Source organism: Frankia sp. AiPs1 (genome assembly GCF_023716945.1).
In the GTDB taxonomy this organism is placed as follows: Bacteria; Actinomycetota; Actinomycetes; order Frankiales; family Frankiaceae; genus Frankia.
Window position 1 is genome coordinate 54,561 of sequence record NZ_JAMQQF010000002.1, and the last position, 15,560, is coordinate 70,120.

15 protein-coding genes and 2 pseudogenes are annotated in these 15,560 nt (G+C 68.8%); 3 read left to right on the forward strand and 14 right to left on the reverse strand.

What is annotated here, in order from left to right; all coding sequences use genetic code 11:
- Positions 1 to 86: 86 nt before the first annotated feature.
- Complete coding sequence (locus ND748_RS00755) at positions 87 to 350, reverse strand: UBP-type zinc finger domain-containing protein (RefSeq protein ID WP_009739177.1); 264 nt, start codon at positions 348 to 350, stop codon at positions 87 to 89.
- A 120-nt stretch (positions 351 to 470) separates the two neighbouring features.
- Here ND748_RS00755 and ND748_RS00760 point away from each other — a divergent pair.
- Positions 471 to 761: pseudogene (locus ND748_RS00760) on the forward strand (transposase); the annotation flags it as partial.
- A 166-nt stretch (positions 762 to 927) separates the two neighbouring features.
- Here the strand turns inward: ND748_RS00760 and ND748_RS00765 are convergent.
- Together ND748_RS00765 and ND748_RS33695 are read right to left on the reverse strand one after the other, a co-directional pair.
- Positions 928 to 1,101 carry a hypothetical protein gene (locus tag ND748_RS00765; RefSeq protein WP_251743352.1) on the reverse strand — a complete coding sequence of 58 codons (174 nt, stop codon included), beginning with the start codon at positions 1,099 to 1,101 and terminating at the stop codon, positions 928 to 930.
- Between the two features lie 135 nt (positions 1,102 to 1,236).
- Entirely contained in the window at positions 1,237 to 1,512 is a 276-nt protein-coding gene (locus tag ND748_RS33695; RefSeq protein ID WP_285901413.1) for a S1C family serine protease, read from the reverse strand.
- On the opposite strand from ND748_RS33695, the pseudogene ND748_RS00770 reads away from it, so the two are divergent.
- Positions 1,491 to 2,155 (forward strand): annotated as a pseudogene (locus tag ND748_RS00770) (IS701 family transposase); the annotation flags it as partial. The gene ND748_RS33695 and the pseudogene ND748_RS00770 sit on opposite strands and share 22 nt — an antisense overlap.
- A 205-nt stretch (positions 2,156 to 2,360) precedes the next feature.
- Here the strand turns inward: ND748_RS00770 and ND748_RS00775 are convergent.
- From ND748_RS00775 to ND748_RS00815, 9 genes are all read right to left on the reverse strand, one after another.
- Complete coding sequence (locus ND748_RS00775; protein WP_251743353.1) at positions 2,361 to 3,551, reverse strand: acyl-CoA dehydrogenase family protein; 1,191 nt, start codon at positions 3,549 to 3,551, stop codon at positions 2,361 to 2,363.
- A 43-nt stretch (positions 3,552 to 3,594) separates the two neighbouring features.
- On the reverse strand, positions 3,595 to 4,641 hold the full coding sequence (locus ND748_RS00780; protein ID WP_251743354.1) for a phosphotransferase family protein: 1,047 nt from the start codon (positions 4,639 to 4,641) through the stop codon (positions 3,595 to 3,597).
- Positions 4,642 to 4,864: 223 nt separating this feature from the next.
- Positions 4,865 to 6,229 carry a TetR/AcrR family transcriptional regulator gene (locus ND748_RS00785; RefSeq protein WP_251743355.1) on the reverse strand — a complete coding sequence of 455 codons (1,365 nt, stop codon included), beginning with the start codon at positions 6,227 to 6,229 and terminating at the stop codon, positions 4,865 to 4,867.
- A gap of 50 nt (positions 6,230 to 6,279) precedes the next feature.
- On the reverse strand, positions 6,280 to 8,907 hold the full coding sequence (gene clpB, locus ND748_RS00790; RefSeq protein ID WP_251743356.1) for an ATP-dependent chaperone ClpB: 2,628 nt from the start codon (positions 8,905 to 8,907) through the stop codon (positions 6,280 to 6,282).
- The gene (locus ND748_RS00795) at positions 8,898 to 9,221 is read right to left on the reverse strand and encodes a chaperone modulator CbpM (RefSeq protein ID WP_251743357.1); all 324 of its coding nucleotides are present in this window, start codon (positions 9,219 to 9,221) and stop codon (positions 8,898 to 8,900) included. Before ND748_RS00795 ends, clpB begins: the two co-directional genes overlap by 10 nt.
- Positions 9,218 to 10,207, reverse strand: coding sequence for a DnaJ C-terminal domain-containing protein (locus ND748_RS00800; RefSeq protein WP_251743358.1), 990 nt, complete (start codon positions 10,205 to 10,207; stop codon positions 9,218 to 9,220). The genes ND748_RS00795 and ND748_RS00800 overlap by 4 nt, the downstream gene beginning before the upstream one ends.
- A gap of 1 nt (position 10,208) precedes the next feature.
- Complete coding sequence (locus ND748_RS00805) at positions 10,209 to 10,805, reverse strand: nucleotide exchange factor GrpE (protein ID WP_251743359.1); 597 nt, start codon at positions 10,803 to 10,805, stop codon at positions 10,209 to 10,211.
- Positions 10,798 to 12,759 carry a molecular chaperone DnaK gene (gene dnaK, locus ND748_RS00810; protein ID WP_251743360.1) on the reverse strand — a complete coding sequence of 654 codons (1,962 nt, stop codon included), beginning with the start codon at positions 12,757 to 12,759 and terminating at the stop codon, positions 10,798 to 10,800. Before dnaK ends, ND748_RS00805 begins: the two co-directional genes overlap by 8 nt.
- Positions 12,760 to 12,949: 190 nt before the next feature.
- Positions 12,950 to 13,420, reverse strand: a complete 471-nt coding sequence (locus ND748_RS00815; RefSeq protein WP_251743361.1) for a general stress protein — start codon at positions 13,418 to 13,420, stop codon at positions 12,950 to 12,952.
- Between the two features lie 503 nt (positions 13,421 to 13,923).
- Here ND748_RS00815 and ND748_RS00820 point away from each other — a divergent pair.
- The gene (locus ND748_RS00820) at positions 13,924 to 14,517 is read left to right on the forward strand and encodes an Hsp20/alpha crystallin family protein (RefSeq protein ID WP_251743362.1); all 594 of its coding nucleotides are present in this window, start codon (positions 13,924 to 13,926) and stop codon (positions 14,515 to 14,517) included.
- Positions 14,518 to 14,613: 96 nt separating this feature from the next.
- Here ND748_RS00820 and ND748_RS00825 read toward each other — a convergent pair whose 3' ends face one another.
- Together ND748_RS00825 and ND748_RS00830 are read right to left on the reverse strand one after the other, a co-directional pair.
- A complete protein-coding gene (locus ND748_RS00825; RefSeq protein ID WP_251743363.1) occupies positions 14,614 to 15,063 on the reverse strand; it encodes a DUF1931 family protein in 450 nt (149 codons plus the stop codon).
- A 34-nt stretch (positions 15,064 to 15,097) separates the two neighbouring features.
- A complete protein-coding gene (locus ND748_RS00830; RefSeq protein ID WP_251743364.1) occupies positions 15,098 to 15,454 on the reverse strand; it encodes a hypothetical protein in 357 nt (118 codons plus the stop codon).
- Positions 15,455 to 15,560 lie beyond the last annotated feature (106 nt).

Here is a 15,560-nt window from a genome sequence, read left to right on the forward strand (position 1 = left end):
CACCTCAGAACAACCAGGCCGTTCGAGGTGGACGGACCGGAGAGTGCCGGACTGTCGGACGGGGTGTGCCGAAGTGGACCTCGTCGTCAGACGTAGACCTCGTCGACGTAGCACCACCGCCAGTCCTCGCCCGGCTCGAACGACTGCACGATGGGATGCCCGATTGCGTGCGCGTGGGCCCGGGCATGCCGCAACGGCGACGAGTCGCAGCATCCGACATGACCGCAGGTCAGGCAGAGCCTCAGGTGCACCCAGGGGGAGCCGATCCGCAGGCATTCGGCGCACCCCTGTGGGGTGAGCGGTTCGACGGGACGCACCAGACGGAGATGCGGATCGATGGCGATGGTCATCATGTTCTCCGAACATCGACTGTTCTACGTGACGGCGTTGTGGTCCGCCGTGAAGGCGGTCCGGCTCACCGGGCCCGCCGAGTCCAGCGCCACGTGCGGTACGGTCCAGCGTCGCGACGTCTGTCTTCGGGGGTACGTACCCCCGAGCGGCCGTCGGCGTGTCCGGATCTGTTGGGCTCGGTGTTGAAGGCGTTCGCGGAGGAGTTGATGAACGCCGAGGTCGACGGTGTCCGTCACGAGGTCGACGGGGTCTGTAACGCCGAGTACGGGGAAATATCACCGAATCGGCCGAAGCGTCGAAATGGGTACCGGATTCGGGAGTGGGCGACCCGCGCGGGAACGAGTGATCTGGCGATTCCGAAGGTGCGGACGGGGTCGTACTTCCCGGAGTGGTTACTGGCGCGCCGGCGGCTCCGTCGAAAAAGCAGCCCGCAGCGTAAACAGCTTAATAGCGACTGTCCGGATTCAACGGGGCACATCACCTCTACATCGCCGTCAAGATCGAATATGGGTTAGTCGGCGAGGTTGTCCCCGAGTGCCATCAAGGATCACTACCCGGCGCCCGTCTGCTGACCGTCTAACTTTCCTTAGCGGTCTGGCGGCGAGTGTCCAGGAGATGGTCGGCGAGCCAGACCAGAGCGGGGCCGTTCGCGTCCAGCCCCGGTAGCAGCCGGATCGCCTCGAAGGCGTCCTCGATGCAGCCGACCAACAGCTCACGTTCGTCCTCGAGGGTGTTTGCGGCGGCAGCCATGACTCTCCCTTTCGCAGCGGGTGGTCGGATGCTTCCCCTGCAGGTGTGCCCCGTCTGGCGCCGGCGAACACAGGCCGGCCCGGACAGTCAGATCGGCCGGTCAGAGGGCGTGACCGTCACCTGCCGGTCGCCTCCTCAGCCCCGGAGACCGAACGTGACCTTCTGTTCGGGCTGGAGGCCGCGAAGGTCCGCGAAGAAATCCTCGGTCGAGGTGACGGGTTTTCCGTTGAAGGTGCGGATGACATCACCCGGGCGGATTCCGGCATGGTCGGCGGGACCGCCTGCGACGACGGCGAGGACGAGGACGCCAGTGGTGACATCCAGGCCGAGTTGTCCGGCGATCTGCGGGGTCAGGGCGGTGACCTGAACGCCGAGAAAGAGTGATGCACCCCGCTCGAGCCTGGGAGACATATTCCTGCGCCGATGGTTCGAAAGGACCCCGGCTGTACGACTGGGCGCTGGTCGACACGATCGACCTCGCCGGACCGGACAACCGGCCCCAGCAGATCCTGATCCGCCGCTCACGCACCCGGAAGAAAGAACTCGCGTTTTTCCTCACCCACAGCCCACGGCCGGTCCCGCTCGCCACCCTTGTCACCGTCGCGGGACGCCGCTGGGGCATCGAGGAATGCCCCCAGTCAGGCAAGAACGAGATTGGCCTCGACCACTATCAGGTTCGGCTCTACCACGCCTGGTACCGGCACATCACGTTGGCGATGCTCGCTCACGCCTGGCTCGCTGTCACCGCGCGGAGAACCACGAGGAAAACCCGCCATCCGTCCGACCGACGATGACCGCGAGGGGATACCAGCGCCTTCCCCGCGGCCTCCCGATCGCCGAGCAGACGGAACCGGACAGGAACATGATGGCCCCGCTCACCCTCAACAAAATCCGTCACATCACCGCACTGTTCGGACAGGCCGTCATCCCACCAGCCGTGATCACCTGGTGGTCGGACTGGCGCCGCGGCCCCCAGGCACGCGCCCGCCACTACCACTTCCAGACCCGGATTCGCGCCGCCCAGCGGACCTCCAGCCCAGCAGCAGCCACATAGAGATCACTGCTGCTGTACTACTAGGCCTTCCGGTGGTTCGTGGCTAAGCGTGCGGAGGCCGTGGCGGATTCCAGCTCCTCAAAGCCTTCCGCGTACCCATCCCCATCCCCACCCCCGCCTTCCCCGCACCCAACACCCAACGCCCCGCCCCGCCTCGCCTCGCCTCGCCTCGCTTCCAGAGCCGGTACCCCAAAAAGCGAGAGGCTCATGGAGCCCCGCCGGCTGTCCAGGGGGCGAGGGTGATGTCCTTGCCGAGCAGGCGGGCGATCGTCGCGCGGTGGACCTCGTCGGGGCCGTCGTAGATGCGGGCGTAGCGGGCCCGCCGGTACATCGCTTCCAGCGGTGTGTCGGGGGTGAGGCCGAGTGCGCCGTGCACCTGGATGGCCCGGTCGACGACGTCGTGCAGCAGGGCGGCACCACGGGTCTTGACCATCCCGATCTCGAGGCGGGCGGGTGAACCACGGTCGACGGCCTCCGCGGCGTTGATCAACGCGGCCCGGTGGTAGAAGATGTCCGTCGCGGATTCGGCGATGTAACGCTGGATCTCGCCCTTGTCGATGAGGCGGGAACCGTGGGCGAAGCGTTCGTGGGCGCGGGCCACCATCAGTTCGAAGGCTCGCTGCATCTGTCCGAGCCACCGCATCGCGTGGAAGATGCGGCCGGGACCGAGCCGCTTCTGGGCGATGACGAAGCCGTTGCCGCGCGCGCCCAGCAGGTTGGTCGCGGGTACCCGGACGTCGGTCAGGCGGATCTCGCAGTGGTCGCCCGTGACGCTGTGGCGGCTGCCGAGTGTCGGCACGCTGCGCACGACGGTGTAACCGGGGGAGTCGGTCGGCACAATGATCGCTGACACCCGGCGGTGCCGGTCGGCGTCGGGGTCGGTGACGGCGAAGACGGTGGTGAAGGCGGCGATGTTGGCCCCGGTCGTGAACCACTTGTGCGCGTTGACGACCCACTCGTCACCGTCGAGCACCGCGGTGGAGCGGATCAGCGTGGGGTCGGAGCCGGCGACCTCCGGCTCGGTCAGGCCCACCGACGAACGGATCTCGCCGGCAACGAGCGGCCCCAGCCAACGGTCGCGCTGCTCGGGGCTGGCGTGCTCCCGCAGCATCAGCGAATCCTGCATGGACCATGTCCCGACGGCGTTCTGCCCGTAGTGCGATCGTCCGATGGCCTCGTTGAGCAGCACGGTCTCCATGAAGGACCGACCGCCTCCGCCGAGGTCCGCCGGATGCCCGAGGGCCCAGATCCCGTGGGTCTTCGCCGCGGCCCGCAGCCGCGCCAGCCGGGCGACAGCCTCGTCCCCGCCCTCGTCCAGCTCGGGCTCGGCGGGGATCACCTCCTCGTCGATGAACCGCCGGACCTGGGTCTGTAGATCGTCGAAGTCCTTGCTCACCGTCGTCCCCTCCACTTGGCCGGTCCCACGCACGGATGTGACGTCAATGGTCGTGACTGGCGGTCCGCAGCAGGTCGGCGGCCTCCATCAGGTGGAACCGGACGAACTGGGCGTACTCCCGCAGGTCCTCGGTGGCGTCCATGTCACCGGCGACGCGACGCAGGTAGATCGCGTCCTTGATGATCGCCGCGCGCCAGTGCTCGAAGGCCAGATACACCACGAGCTGGCTGAGATCGCGGCCGGTGGCTGCCGCGTAGAGGCCCGCCAGCTCCCGTCCAGGAAGGAAGCCCGGGCCTTCGCAGACGCGCTGGGCCGGATGGGTGATCCGGCCGCGGCTGCTCTCCCAGTAGATGAGGAGGTGGGCGAGGTCGGTGAGTGGGTCACCGATCGTGGCCATCTCCCAGTCCAGGATCGCCTGGAGGCGGACCTGCCCGTCGGACAGGTCGACGACGAGGTTACCCAGCCGGTAGTCGCCGTGCACGAGCGAGGAGTACCGCGGGGCGGGGATCCGGTCGAGCAGGAGTGCGCCGAGCCGCTCGACCTCGGGCAGATCGCTGTGCGCGACGGCGTTCCACTGCCGCAGCCAGCTGGTGATCCGCCGCCGCAGGAAGTCGCCGGGCCGCCCGAACCCGTCGAGGCGCAGATCGTCCTCGCCCAGCTCGTGCAGACGTGCCATCGTGATGATCACCTGGCGGGAGAGCTCGGTGGCCTGCGGCGCGGAGATGCCCGCCGCGTCGCCTGGGCCGTGCACGATGGTCCCGGGCTGGAAGTCCATCAGGTAGAACGGCGCACCGAGAACGTCCGTCTCCTCGTGGTAGGCGTGCACGGCCGGAGTGGGCAGCCCGCGGCCGCGCAGGGCGTCGAGCACCGTGAACTCCCGGTGCATGTCGTGTGCCCTGGGGGCCGTCTGGCCGAGGGGCCGGCGCCGCAGCACGTACCGGCGGTCGTCCAGCCGCAGCAGGTACGTCAGGTTGGACGTGCCGCCGGCGAGCAGCTCGATCGACAGCTCCCGGTACGGGGGCACGCACCGGGCGAGGAACGCCCCCAGGGCCGCCCGGTCAACCAGGCCCAGCGGATCCGTCCTCACCATGGCTGCCCGTCCCTTCGCTGCCCGATCGGGCGCAGTGGTGCTCGCCGCGTGCCACGCCTCCCTCGGAGCGGCGATGGCAACCCAGGTGCTCGGCGAGCCCCGGGTACTCGATGATTTGACGATTTTGTAAACATTATTCTGGTGATGTGCTCGTTGCAAGGGCTCTCTGAGCGGCTAGAGCCGAGAGGTGCCCGAATCGTTGAGAAGATCGTCAACTTCGCCCTCAGAGGTCACCGAGGAGACCACGCGCCAGGATCACCGAGACCGTGTCGTCCGCCGTGTTCTCCCCCGGCCAGCCGGGCAGGAACAGATGGGTGTTGTAGGGGAACTCGACGAGCAGCGCGCACACGACCGCCTCGGCGCAGCGCCGGTTGAGCAGACCAGCCAACGGGGAGCCGTCCATCATCTGATCAAAGGTCGAACGGGCGAGCGTCGCGACCGAGCGGCGGACGCCGTTGAGCTCCGGAGCCTCGCCTGCACCGATCGTCCACGACCGGAGGACGGCGGCGTGGCGGGGATAGCCCGCCAGGTAGCGCTGCACCCAGGGCCGCACGGTCGGGAGGCAGCCCGGGCCCCTGCCGACGGCCGAAGCCGACCCCAACCAGCCGGTGAGATGGGCGGCAGCCTGGTCGGTGAGGTCGGCGACGATGTCACCGTGATCGCGCCAGTAGGTGTAGACGCTGGCATAACCGACGTCCGCCGCCGCGGCGATGTCCTTGATGCTGGTTCCGTGCAGCCCCTGCCGGGCGGAGACGTCCGCCGCGGCCGTGATGATCCGCTGGACGGTGCCCGCGCCCCGGCTGGTCAGCGGACGGCGCAGGCGCAGCGCCCCCGCTCCCGAACCCGGCCCCGCTCCCGAACCCGACGGCCGTGGCACCGACTCGGCGACGACCAGGCCCGGCGTTCGGCGGGTGCGCCGGGGTGCCTGCCTGATCTCGCCGAACCCCGTCACGCTGGCCGGAAACATCGCGAGCTGGAACACGCGGGCGAAGGTCTCCGCGAGGTCGGTCTCCGAACACGTCCACGGAACGCGCGTGCGCAGCTCGTGGACGCGCTGCGCGGTGGTCAGCAGCGCGGTCGCCAGCGCGGGCGGGTCCAGATCCACCCCCGCCTCCTCGATCCGCGCCCCGACGACCTCGCACCAGCGGTCGATGAACCGCCGGGCAGGTTCGACCAGCGAGGCGTCGCCCGGGTCGGCGGCCCGCCACAGCGAGAACGTCGCGTTGTGGCGGTGCACGAGGAGACCGAAGCCATGCAGCCACATGCGCAGCTCGTCGAACCCACCGTGTTCGGGGCCCAGTCGACCGAGACGGCGACCGTGACGCAGCAGATCCGCACCGAGGTCGGCCATGAGCACCCGAAAGATCTCGGTCTTGTTCGCGAAGTACCGATAGACCGACGTGCCGGTGCGACCGGACGCTTCGCCGATCGCCTCTACTGTGACCCCGTGGTAGCCCCGCGCACCGAACAGCGCACGAGCCGCCTCGATGATCTCGGCCTGGGCACGATTGCCGTGACGGCCCAGAGCGAGGGCATCATCCTGCGCAACGCGGTGGACCGGGATCGGCCGTACCGGAGGCGACGCCACCGCCAGATCCTACGAGTTACCAGAACCCGGTAGTGGTGGTTCGGCGGCGGTCATCCCCCTTGCATCGCGGGCACGTCATGCGTGACAGTGAGATGGCCCTCGATCAGGTCGACGGCGACGCGGGAGCCGTCGGTGAGGTCGCCGGCGACCAGTGCCCGGGCGATCCGGGTCTCGACCTCGCGTTGGATGAACCGCCGCAGCGGCCTGGCGCCGAAGACCGGGTCGAACCCCTCGCGGGCGATGAACAACCGGGCCGGCTCGGTGATCTCCAGGGTGATCTGGCGGTCCGCGAGCCGCCGGCGCAGGTCCGCCACCAGCAGGTCGACGACCTGTTCGATCTCGGCCAGGGTGAGCGGCTTGAACAGGACGATCTCATCGAGCCGGTTGAGGAACTCGGGGCGGAATCGTTCCCGCAGGTCGGCCGTCACCCGGGCCCGGGCCTCGGGTTCGATCTCGCCGTCGGGCGTCACCGCGTCCATCAGCCACTGCGAGCCGATGTTCGACGTCATGATGATCACCGTGTTGGTGAAGTTCACGGTTCGGCCCCGCGCGTCGGTCAGCCGGCCGTCGTCGAGGACCTGCAGGAGTGTGTTGAACACGTCCGGATGCGCCTTCTCGATCTCGTCGAAGAGGACCACGGAGTACGGCTTGCGGCGCACCGCCTCGGTGAGCTGCCCGCCCTCCTCGTAGCCGACGTAGCCGGGAGGAGAGCCGATCAGCCGGCTGACCGTGTGGCGCTCCTGGTACTCGCTCATGTCGATGCGGATCATCGCCTCCTCGGAGTCGAACAGCGCCTCGGAGAGCGTGCGCGCGAGCTCTGTCTTCCCGACGCCGGTCGGTCCCAGGAAGATGAACGACCCGACCGGCCGCCGGGGGTCCCTGATACCGGAGCGCGCGCGGATGACGGCGTCCGCCACCAGGCTGACTGCCTCGTCCTGGCCGACCACCCGCTGGTGCAGGATGTCGTCCAGGCGCAGCAGCTTCTCGCGCTCGCCCTCGACGAGTCGGGTGACGGGGATGCCGGTCCAGCGGGAGACGATGTCGGCGATCTCCTCCTCGGTCACCAGTTCACGCAGCAACGGTTGCCCGTGCTGGCGGCCAGCCAGACGTTCCTCCTCGGCGGCCAACCGGCGTTCCAGCTCCGGGAGTTGGCCGTGGCGCAGCTCGGCGGCGGTGTTGAGGTCGTAGGCCCGCTCGGCCTCGTCCGCGTGCCGGCGGACCTGCTCGATCTCCTCGCGCAGCTCCTGGACCTTGCGGATGGCCTGCCGTTCCGACTCCCACTGGGCGCGCATCGCGTCGGCCTCCGCCCGCAGGTCGGCGAGCTCCCTGCGGAGCTGGTCGAGCCGGGCGACGCTGGCCGGGTCGCTCTCCTTCGCCAGCGCGGCCTCCTCGATCTCCAGCCGGGTGACCTTGCGGGTGATCTCGTCGAGCGCGGTGGGCATCGAGTCGATGTCGGTGCGGAGCATGGCGCACGCCTCGTCGACGAGATCGATCGCCTTGTCGGGCAGGAACCGGTCGGAGATGTAGCGGTGCGACAGCACCGCCGCCGAGACCAACGCACCGTCCTGGATCCGCACGCCGTGGAAGATCTCGAACCGTTCGCGCAGCCCACGCAGGATGGAGATGGTGTCCTCCACCGACGGTTCGTCGACCAGCACCGGCTGGAAGCGGCGTTCGAACGCGGCGTCGGATTCGATGTGCTTGCGGTACTCCTCGACGGTGGTGGCGCCGATGAGGTGCAGTTCGCCGCGGGCGAGCATCGGCTTGAGCATGTTCCCGGCGTCCATCGACCCCTCGGCGGCGCCGGCGCCCACGACGGTGTGCAGCTCGTCGACGAACAGCAGGATCCGGCCTTCGCCCGCCTTGACCTCGCTCAGAACCGCCTTGAGCCGCTCCTCGAACTCGCCCCGGTACTTGGCTCCGGCGACCAATGCCGCCAGGTCGAGCTGGAACACCGTCCGGTCGCGTAGTCCCTCAGGTACGTCGCCCCGGTGGATGCGCTGGGCGAGGCCCTCGACGATCGCCGTCTTGCCGACCCCCGGGTCGCCGAGCAGCACCGGGTTGTTCTTCGTCTTGCGGGAGAGGATCTGCACGACCCGGCGGATCTCGGAATCGCGGCCGATGACCGGGTCGAGCCGGTCGTCGCGGGCCTCCGCGACCAGGTCGCGGCCGTACTTCTCCAGCGCCTCGTAGGTGGCCTCGGGGTTTGCCGACGTCACCCGCTGGTTGCCGCGAACCTCGGTCAGCGCGGTGAGGAGCTTCTCCCTGGTGAGGCCGTTCTGGGCGAGAACCCGGCCGGCGGCGCTGGATCGTCCCTCGTCGACGAGGGCGAGGAGGAGGTGCTCGACCGACACGTACTCGTCCCTGAGCCGACCGGCCTCCCTGCTGGCGGCGTCCACCAGGCGGGACAGCCGCTGGGTCACATACACCTCGCCGGGTCGCGCGCCGGGTCCGGACACCTTGGGCCGGCGCCGCAGTTCGTTCTCGACCGCTTCGGCGACCGCGGCCGGATCCCCGCCCGAGGCGATCAGCAGGCGGCGCACCAGCCCCTCGGGCGGTTCGAGCAGCGCGGCCAGTACGTGCTCGCCGTCCACCTCGACGTGGCCGAGGCGCACCGCTCGTGCCTGCGCGGCGTCAAGAGCCTCGCGGGACTTCTCGGTGAGCTTGTTCATGTCCATGGATGCACCTCGCCTCGGGCGGGTCGGGCACGGAGGAGCCGTTCGAGTTCGTCGATCCGGTCGAGCAGGTCGAGCACGACCCCGGTCGCCGTGTAGGTGATGCCGAGGTCGCGGCGCAGCCGTTCGATACGGCCGGCGCGTGCCACCGCCGTCGTCGCGAGTGTGTAGTGGCCGGCGGGGTCGATCTCCGCGTCGAGGAGACCCAGCGTCACCAGCCGTCGGACGAGTTCGGGATGCAGGTGCGCCGCGACACAGAACGCGTCCAGGTCGAGGCCCTGGGTACGGGCGCTGGCGCGCACGAGCAGCGTCGTCATGACCTCTCCCTGGGGTTGAAGGACGAGACCTCGGCGAGCTCGCGGAACAGCTCCGTCTCCCGCGCAGTGGGGTTGGCCGGGACCATGACTCGGGCGTGCGCGTAGAGGTCGCCGGCGTGGTCACCGCGCCTCGACCCACGCGCCGGGCGGGGCAGGCCCTTGCCGCGCAGGCGGAGCTTGCGGCCGGTGGAGGTGCCGGGCGGGACGGTGACGGTCACCTGCTCGCCGTCCGGGGTGGTGATGGCGACCTTCGTGCCGAGCACGCCCTCCCACGGCGCGAGGGGCAGATCGGTGTGCACGTCCCGGCCTTCGACCCGGAATCGGGGGCCGGGCGCGAGGCGCACCACGAGGTAGAGGTCGCCCGGGTCTCCGCCGTCCCGCCCGCGCCCGCCCTGGCCCGTGAGCCGCAGCCGCTGCCCGTGGGTCACTCCGGGCGGGATGGTGACCTGGACCTCGCGGGGCCCGGTCGGGCCCGCCAGGGAGACCGTGCGCCGACCGCCTCGGTAGGCCTCGGCGAGGGTGACCTCGATCTCGGCCTCCTGGTCGGCACCGGACACCGGTCCCGCCCGGCCTCGGCCGCGGAAGAATCCGCCGCCCGTACCGCCGAACAGGTCCTCGAAGTCGAACCCCTCGAACCCCTCGAACCCCTCGAACCGGAAGCCCGGGCCACCGGCGCCGGCACGCGTCCCGGCACCCGCGCCTGCGCCTGCGCCCGCCCATCGTTCGGCGCCTTCGGGCATCCGGCGGAAATCCGCGCCGAACCGGTCATAGCGCGCCCGGGTGTCGGGATCGGAGAGCACGTCATACGCCTCCGACAAGTCCTTGAACCGTTCCTCGGCCCCGGGATCGGAGTTGACGTCGGGGTGGTACTGGCGGGCGAGTTTCCGGTACGCCCGCTGGATCGCGTCGGCGTCGGCGTTCCGGGGCACCCCGAGGATCTCGTAGAAGTCCTCGCTGGCCCGATGCGTGGCCTGGCCGCTGCTCATGTCACGATGCTTCCGGCTCGGTATCCGGTCCTGGTCCCTTTCCTGGTTCTGACCCGGTATCCCGCCTCGGCCCGTGGTGCGATTCTGCTCCGTTGTTCGGTTTCGGTCCGGCGCTCACGGCCACGGAGGCGGGGCGCAGCACGCGGCCGTCGGCCAGGTAGCCCGGCCGGAGCACCTCGACAACGGTGCCCGCCGGAGGCGGACGGGACGTTGAGCCGCTGTCGACGACGGCGCCGACCTCGTGGCGCGTCGGGTCGAAGGCGCCGGACTCGTCGTCGAGTCGCGTGATCCCGGAGTTCCGCAGCGCGTCCAGAGCGAGCCCGTGTACCCCGCGCACCCCGTCGACGAGCGAGTCGGGGTCGGCGTCCGCGTGCGAGAGGGCGAGCTCGAGGTGATCCAGCACCGGTACCCAGGCGAGAACCACACGATCCCGCTCGGCTGCCCTCGCGGCGCCGATCTCGCGTCCGGTCCGCCGACGGTAGTTGTCGAAGTCGGCGAGAGTCCGCAGGTGGCTGGCCTGGCACTGCTCGAGTTTCGCGGCGAGGTCGGGTGTCGGGGTGGTCTCGGGCCGCTCGGCATCCGATCGGTTCTCACCCATCGTCACGCGTGGTGAAGTCGGCGTCGATGACGTCGTCCCCACCGGCCGAGGTCTCGCCCGGTCCACCGGCTCCAGCGCCGCCGCCGCCAGATCCGCCTGCGCCTGCGCCCGCGCCGGCTCCTGCTCCGGCGCCGCCGCTGGCCGTCGATGCCGCCTCGCGCTGCGCGCCGGCTGGGAGGCCGTAGAGGACCTGCTGGAGATCGTTGATGATCGGCCGGACGCGGTCGACGTCGGCGTGCTCCGCCAGCGCGCGGCGGGCGTCGGCGACGAGCTGTTCGGCGCGGGCCTTCTCGTGCACGGGGACCTGGTCGCCGAGTTCGGTGAGCCGCTGTTCGACCTGGTAGGCGATGGTGTCGAGCTGGTTGCGGGCGTCGGCGTTCTCGCGCAGCCGGGTGTCCTCGGCCCGGTTCTGCTCGGCGTCGGCGACCATGCGCTGGATCTCGTCCTGCGGCAGGTTGGTGTTGTCCGAGATGGTGATCCGCTGCTCGGCGCCGGTACCGGTGTCCTTCGCGGTGACGTTGAGGATGCCGTTGGCGTCGATGTCGTAGGTGACGTCGACCTGTGCCTGGCCACGTGGGGCGGGTCGGATGCCCTCGAGCCGGAACCGGCCGAGGGTGCGGTTGTCGGCGGCCATCTCACGTTCGCCCTGGAGCACCACGATGTCGACGGCCGACTGGTTGTCCTCCGCCGTCGAGAACGTCTCGCTCCGGCGCGCCGGGATGGTGGTGTTGCGCTCGATCACTTTCGTGCTCACGCCGCCGAGCGTCTCCACGCCGAGGGAGAGCGGGGTGACGTCCAGCAACAGCACATCGGAGACCTCGCCCTTGATGACCGCGGCCTGGATGGCGGCGCCGACGGCGACGACCTCGTCCGGGTTGACCGTCATGTTCGGTTCCCTGCCGGCGGTCAGCCGGCGCACCAGGGCCTGCACGGCCGGCATACGGGTGGCGCCGCCGACGAGGATCACCTCGTCGAGGTCCTGCTCGGAGACCTTCGCGTCCGCCATCGCCTGGCGCAGCGGCGGCATGCACCGCTCGAGCAGATCAGCCGTGATCTTCTCGAACTGCGAGCGGGTGATGGTGGTGTTGAGGTGTTTCGGGCCGTTCGCGTCGGCGGTGATGAACGGCAGATTGACCTGGGTCTGGGAGACAGACGAAAGCTCGACCTTCGCCTTCTCGGCGGCTTCGAAGAGCCGCTGCAGTGCCTGCGGATCGTCGCGCAGGTCGATGCCGGCCTGGTTCCGGAACTCGTCGGCGAGGAAGTCGACGAGGCGGCGGTCCCAGTCGTTGCCGCCGAGATGAGTGTCGCCGGCGGTCGCCCGCACCTCGACGATGCCGTCGCCCACGTCGAGGGCGGAGACGTCGAAGGTGCCGCCGCCCAGGTCGAAGACCAGTACGGTCTCGTGCGACCTCTTGTCCATCCCGTAGGCCAGCGCGGCGGCGGTGGGCTCGTTGATGATGCGCAGTACGTCCAGGCCGGCGATCCGGCCGGCGTCCTTGGTCGACTGCCGTTGCGCGTCGTTGAAGTACGCCGGCACCGTGATCACGGCTTCGGTGACCTTTTCGCCGAGGAACTTGGCGGCGTCGTCGGCCAGTTTCCGGAGCACCATCGCCGAGATCTCCTCGGGGGCGTACTCGCGCCCGCGAACGAAGATCCGTACTGCGTCTTCCTTCCCGGCGGTGATGTCGTACGTGACTGTCCTCAGCTCGCTCGTGACCTCGCTGTACCGACGGCCGATGAACCGCTTGACCGCGGTGATCGTGCCTTTGGGGTTGAGAACCGCCTGCCGGCGGGCGAGTTCACCCACCAGCCGCTCGCCGCTCTCCGTGAAAGCAACGACGGAAGGCGTCGTGCGCGAGCCCTCAATATTGGGGACGACTGTCGGCTGGCCGCCCTCGACGACGGCGATGACCGAGTTCGTAGTCCCCAGATCTATTCCAACTGCCTTTCCCACGATGACCTCCCGGTGGGAGCCTTCTGGTGGAGGTGGCGGGGCCACGACAGGCCTCACGACCACGGTAGGACCGGTCGGACGAAGACCGCAACACGCCGCCACCCGGCGAACCAGAGCAAGGCGGCGGACCAGCGGCCGACACGTCCGAACGACACGCCACCGCGCGTGCCGGGCCGGCGGGTGACTAATGTCAGCTCCGGTCGCTCCCGGCGGACGAGAGACGGCCGAACTCGGTCTCCGCCAGGAACCGGGCCGCCTCGTCCGCCACGTCGGCATCGACGAGCAGGTCGTAGCGATCGGCACTCAGCGTCGACACGGAGACGAAATCCCGCCGGCCCCGGCTGAACGCGTAGATCAGCAGACCCATCAGAGCACCGAGGACTGCGCCGAAGATGGCTCCGTAGAGCGCGAGCAGCACCGCTGCCTGAACAGGATTGATCCAGTTGAACAGGCCGAAGATCCAGCCGATCAGCGCGCCCGGAAGGGCACCGGCGAGCGCCGACCGGCCTGCCGCGGAGGCCCAGGTCAGCCGACCCGTGACCTTCTCGATCGTGTGCAGGTCGCGGCCGACGATGGCGGTCTTCTCAACCGGGAAGTGAAGGTCGGCAAGTCGATCGACGGCCCGTTCGGCATCGGCGTAGGTACTGAAGGTGGCGACCACTTTCTGCGACCTGACCGTGCGGCCGGTCCCGTCCACACGGTCCGTCCCCCGCTCACTCCGAGCATCATCAAGGCGCGGGTCGCCGCGGTGGAGAACCCCTGCTCGAGGAGCATCGGCTCCAAGGTCATTCGATCGGGAACTGCGGGTACTGCTTTCATTTGTCCCGAAATTGTTATTGTTATGTGACATATCGATCGCCCCCACCCGACGTGGGTCGTGGTTGCGCCATTGCACAGGGCATCCAAGCTATCTCCCCGAACGACGCGGTCGTTCTTGGAGATTGCCCGCGTGCCGGATACTCAACCGAGTACGCCCGAGATCTCCGGGGGCCGCGGGAACCGGCTCGTGCTGGCGGCCGCGGCCGCCGGTGCGAACATGCACGGTGTCTGCGTTTGCCGGCGAAGTGGGCGCGGACGACGATTGGAGTGCACGTCAGGAACCATGAGTAACAGCCATGGGGGTGGATCATGAACTTGCCAACACGCGCGGGCACCGACCGTCCGGTGCCGACGACTCGCTGGGACCCGTTCCGCGAGATCGAGGACACCTGGACCCGGATGGGCAGCCTTCTCGGCGATGTCATCGGCGGGGAGCACCGGTCCTACGGGGTCCTCGCCGCGATGGTGCCGGCCGTGGACGTCGAGGAGACCGAGGAGGCGTTCCTGGTCGAACTCGAACTGCCCGGCGTCGACCCCAAGGACATCTCGATCGATCTGAAGGAGAACGAGCTGTTCGTCACCGGCGAGATCAAGGAGCGGGAACGCCGCGGCAAGCTGCGCCGGCAGACCCGTCGGCTCGGCCACTTCGAGCACCAGATCACGCTGCCCGGAGACATCGACCCCGAATCGGTGACGGCGAGCCTGGACAACGGTGTGCTGACCGTCCGGCTGGCGAAGGCCCGCAGCAGTCAGCCCCGCCACATCGAGATCTCCGGGCCCACGGCCACGCAGAGCGGCCGGACGATCGATGACACCTCGGCCCAGTACACCGACTCCACCACCAGGCCGTCCGAAGCCGAGTCGTCGTCCGAAGCCGAGTCATCCGAAGCCGGGGCGCCCAGCGCGCAGACATCCGGCGCGGGATCGTCCAACGGCTGACCCGACTGCCGTGACATGACTGTGCTGACCCGATTGCGCTGACCTGACCACGCCTTCCCTTCCTCGCGCGACTTCCCCCAGGTGTTCAAACGAGGTTCAAAGGAGGAGGCCGAAGATGCGGCTGACGCGCTCCCATTCGTCGGGCCCGGGATTCTTGAGCTTCGGTTCGATGATCGTGAAGGCGCTGGCGAGTGCGAGGCTTAGTCCGCCGACGATGAGGGGAAGACGGGCCGCGGTGTCGTCGCCCAAGGCAAGGTCCAGCGGGGGGCGAGTCGCGATCTGCTCCAGGACGGGACGCAGCTCGATCTCCTCGTCGAGATCCCGGAAACGGTGCATGCTCTCCTGGAGCCCCTTGGTGATGGGCAGGTCCCAGGGCTCTATCACGTCTCGGACGTTCGCCTTCGCGGTCGCCTGCGCCATGAGCAGCAGATCGAAGACCTTGTCGTTGACGAAATCGCCACAACGCTTCACGTCGTTCTTGTCTATGTCCAGACCCGCGGCGGTCCGAAAGAATCGCTCGAATCTGGTCACGCCCATAACCGGCATGATGATCCTCCCTTGGCTGGTCGCGTACGCGCCACTATCCGGCGCGTACGACGTCAAGCATTCCATGCAGGTGGGCGGTGGCCTGTTCAATGTCGAAATTCTTGTACTGCCCGGCTCTCGACTCGGCCGACAGGACCCCGCGCCGGTGCACGTTCTCGAAGTCTCTGTAGGGGAACTTGTACCGCGTCTTCCGGTCCTCGCCGATCTTGTCGTCGATCCCCAGGTACCACCTCTGGTACTCACCGAGCCCGTGCTCCTCGACGAACCTGTTCTCCTGCTGAGCTGACGGCTGATGCTCGCTCCAGTCGTCCCGCTCGTCCAGCACGACCTTCCTGTCCTCGATCAGCCTCCGGGCATGGTCATAGGCCTTTCTGTTCAGTCTCACCGCCATGATCTCTTCCGGTCCTCGCTGCTTCTTTTCTACCCAGGTCCACTCTGCCCACATCCACGTAGCCAGAGTGAAACAGGTGGGCCGGTTCTGCAAGAGATCAGTTCTC

Excerpts from the sequence above, each read along its gene's own strand:
- ND748_RS00755 (WP_009739177.1), bottom strand. The coding sequence starts at position 350 with ATGACCATCGCCATCGATCCGCATCTCCGTCTGGTGCGTCCCGTCGAA.
- ND748_RS00765 (WP_251743352.1), bottom strand. The coding sequence starts at position 1,101 with ATGGCTGCCGCCGCAAACACCCTCGAGGACGAACGTGAGCTGTTGGTC.
- ND748_RS33695 (WP_285901413.1), bottom strand. The coding sequence starts at position 1,512 with ATGTCTCCCAGGCTCGAGCGGGGTGCATCACTCTTTCTCGGCGTTCAG.
- ND748_RS00780 (WP_251743354.1), bottom strand. The coding sequence starts at position 4,641 with ATGGTGAGGACGGATCCGCTGGGCCTGGTTGACCGGGCGGCCCTGGGG.
- clpB (WP_251743356.1), bottom strand. The coding sequence starts at position 8,907 with ATGGACATGAACAAGCTCACCGAGAAGTCCCGCGAGGCTCTTGACGCC.
- ND748_RS00795 (WP_251743357.1), bottom strand. The coding sequence starts at position 9,221 with ATGACGACGCTGCTCGTGCGCGCCAGCGCCCGTACCCAGGGCCTCGAC.
- ND748_RS00800 (WP_251743358.1), bottom strand. The coding sequence starts at position 10,207 with ATGAGCAGCGGCCAGGCCACGCATCGGGCCAGCGAGGACTTCTACGAG.
- ND748_RS00805 (WP_251743359.1), bottom strand. The coding sequence starts at position 10,805 with ATGGGTGAGAACCGATCGGATGCCGAGCGGCCCGAGACCACCCCGACA.
- ND748_RS00825 (WP_251743363.1), bottom strand. The coding sequence starts at position 15,063 with ATGCCGGTTATGGGCGTGACCAGATTCGAGCGATTCTTTCGGACCGCC.
- ND748_RS00830 (WP_251743364.1), bottom strand. The coding sequence starts at position 15,454 with ATGGCGGTGAGACTGAACAGAAAGGCCTATGACCATGCCCGGAGGCTG.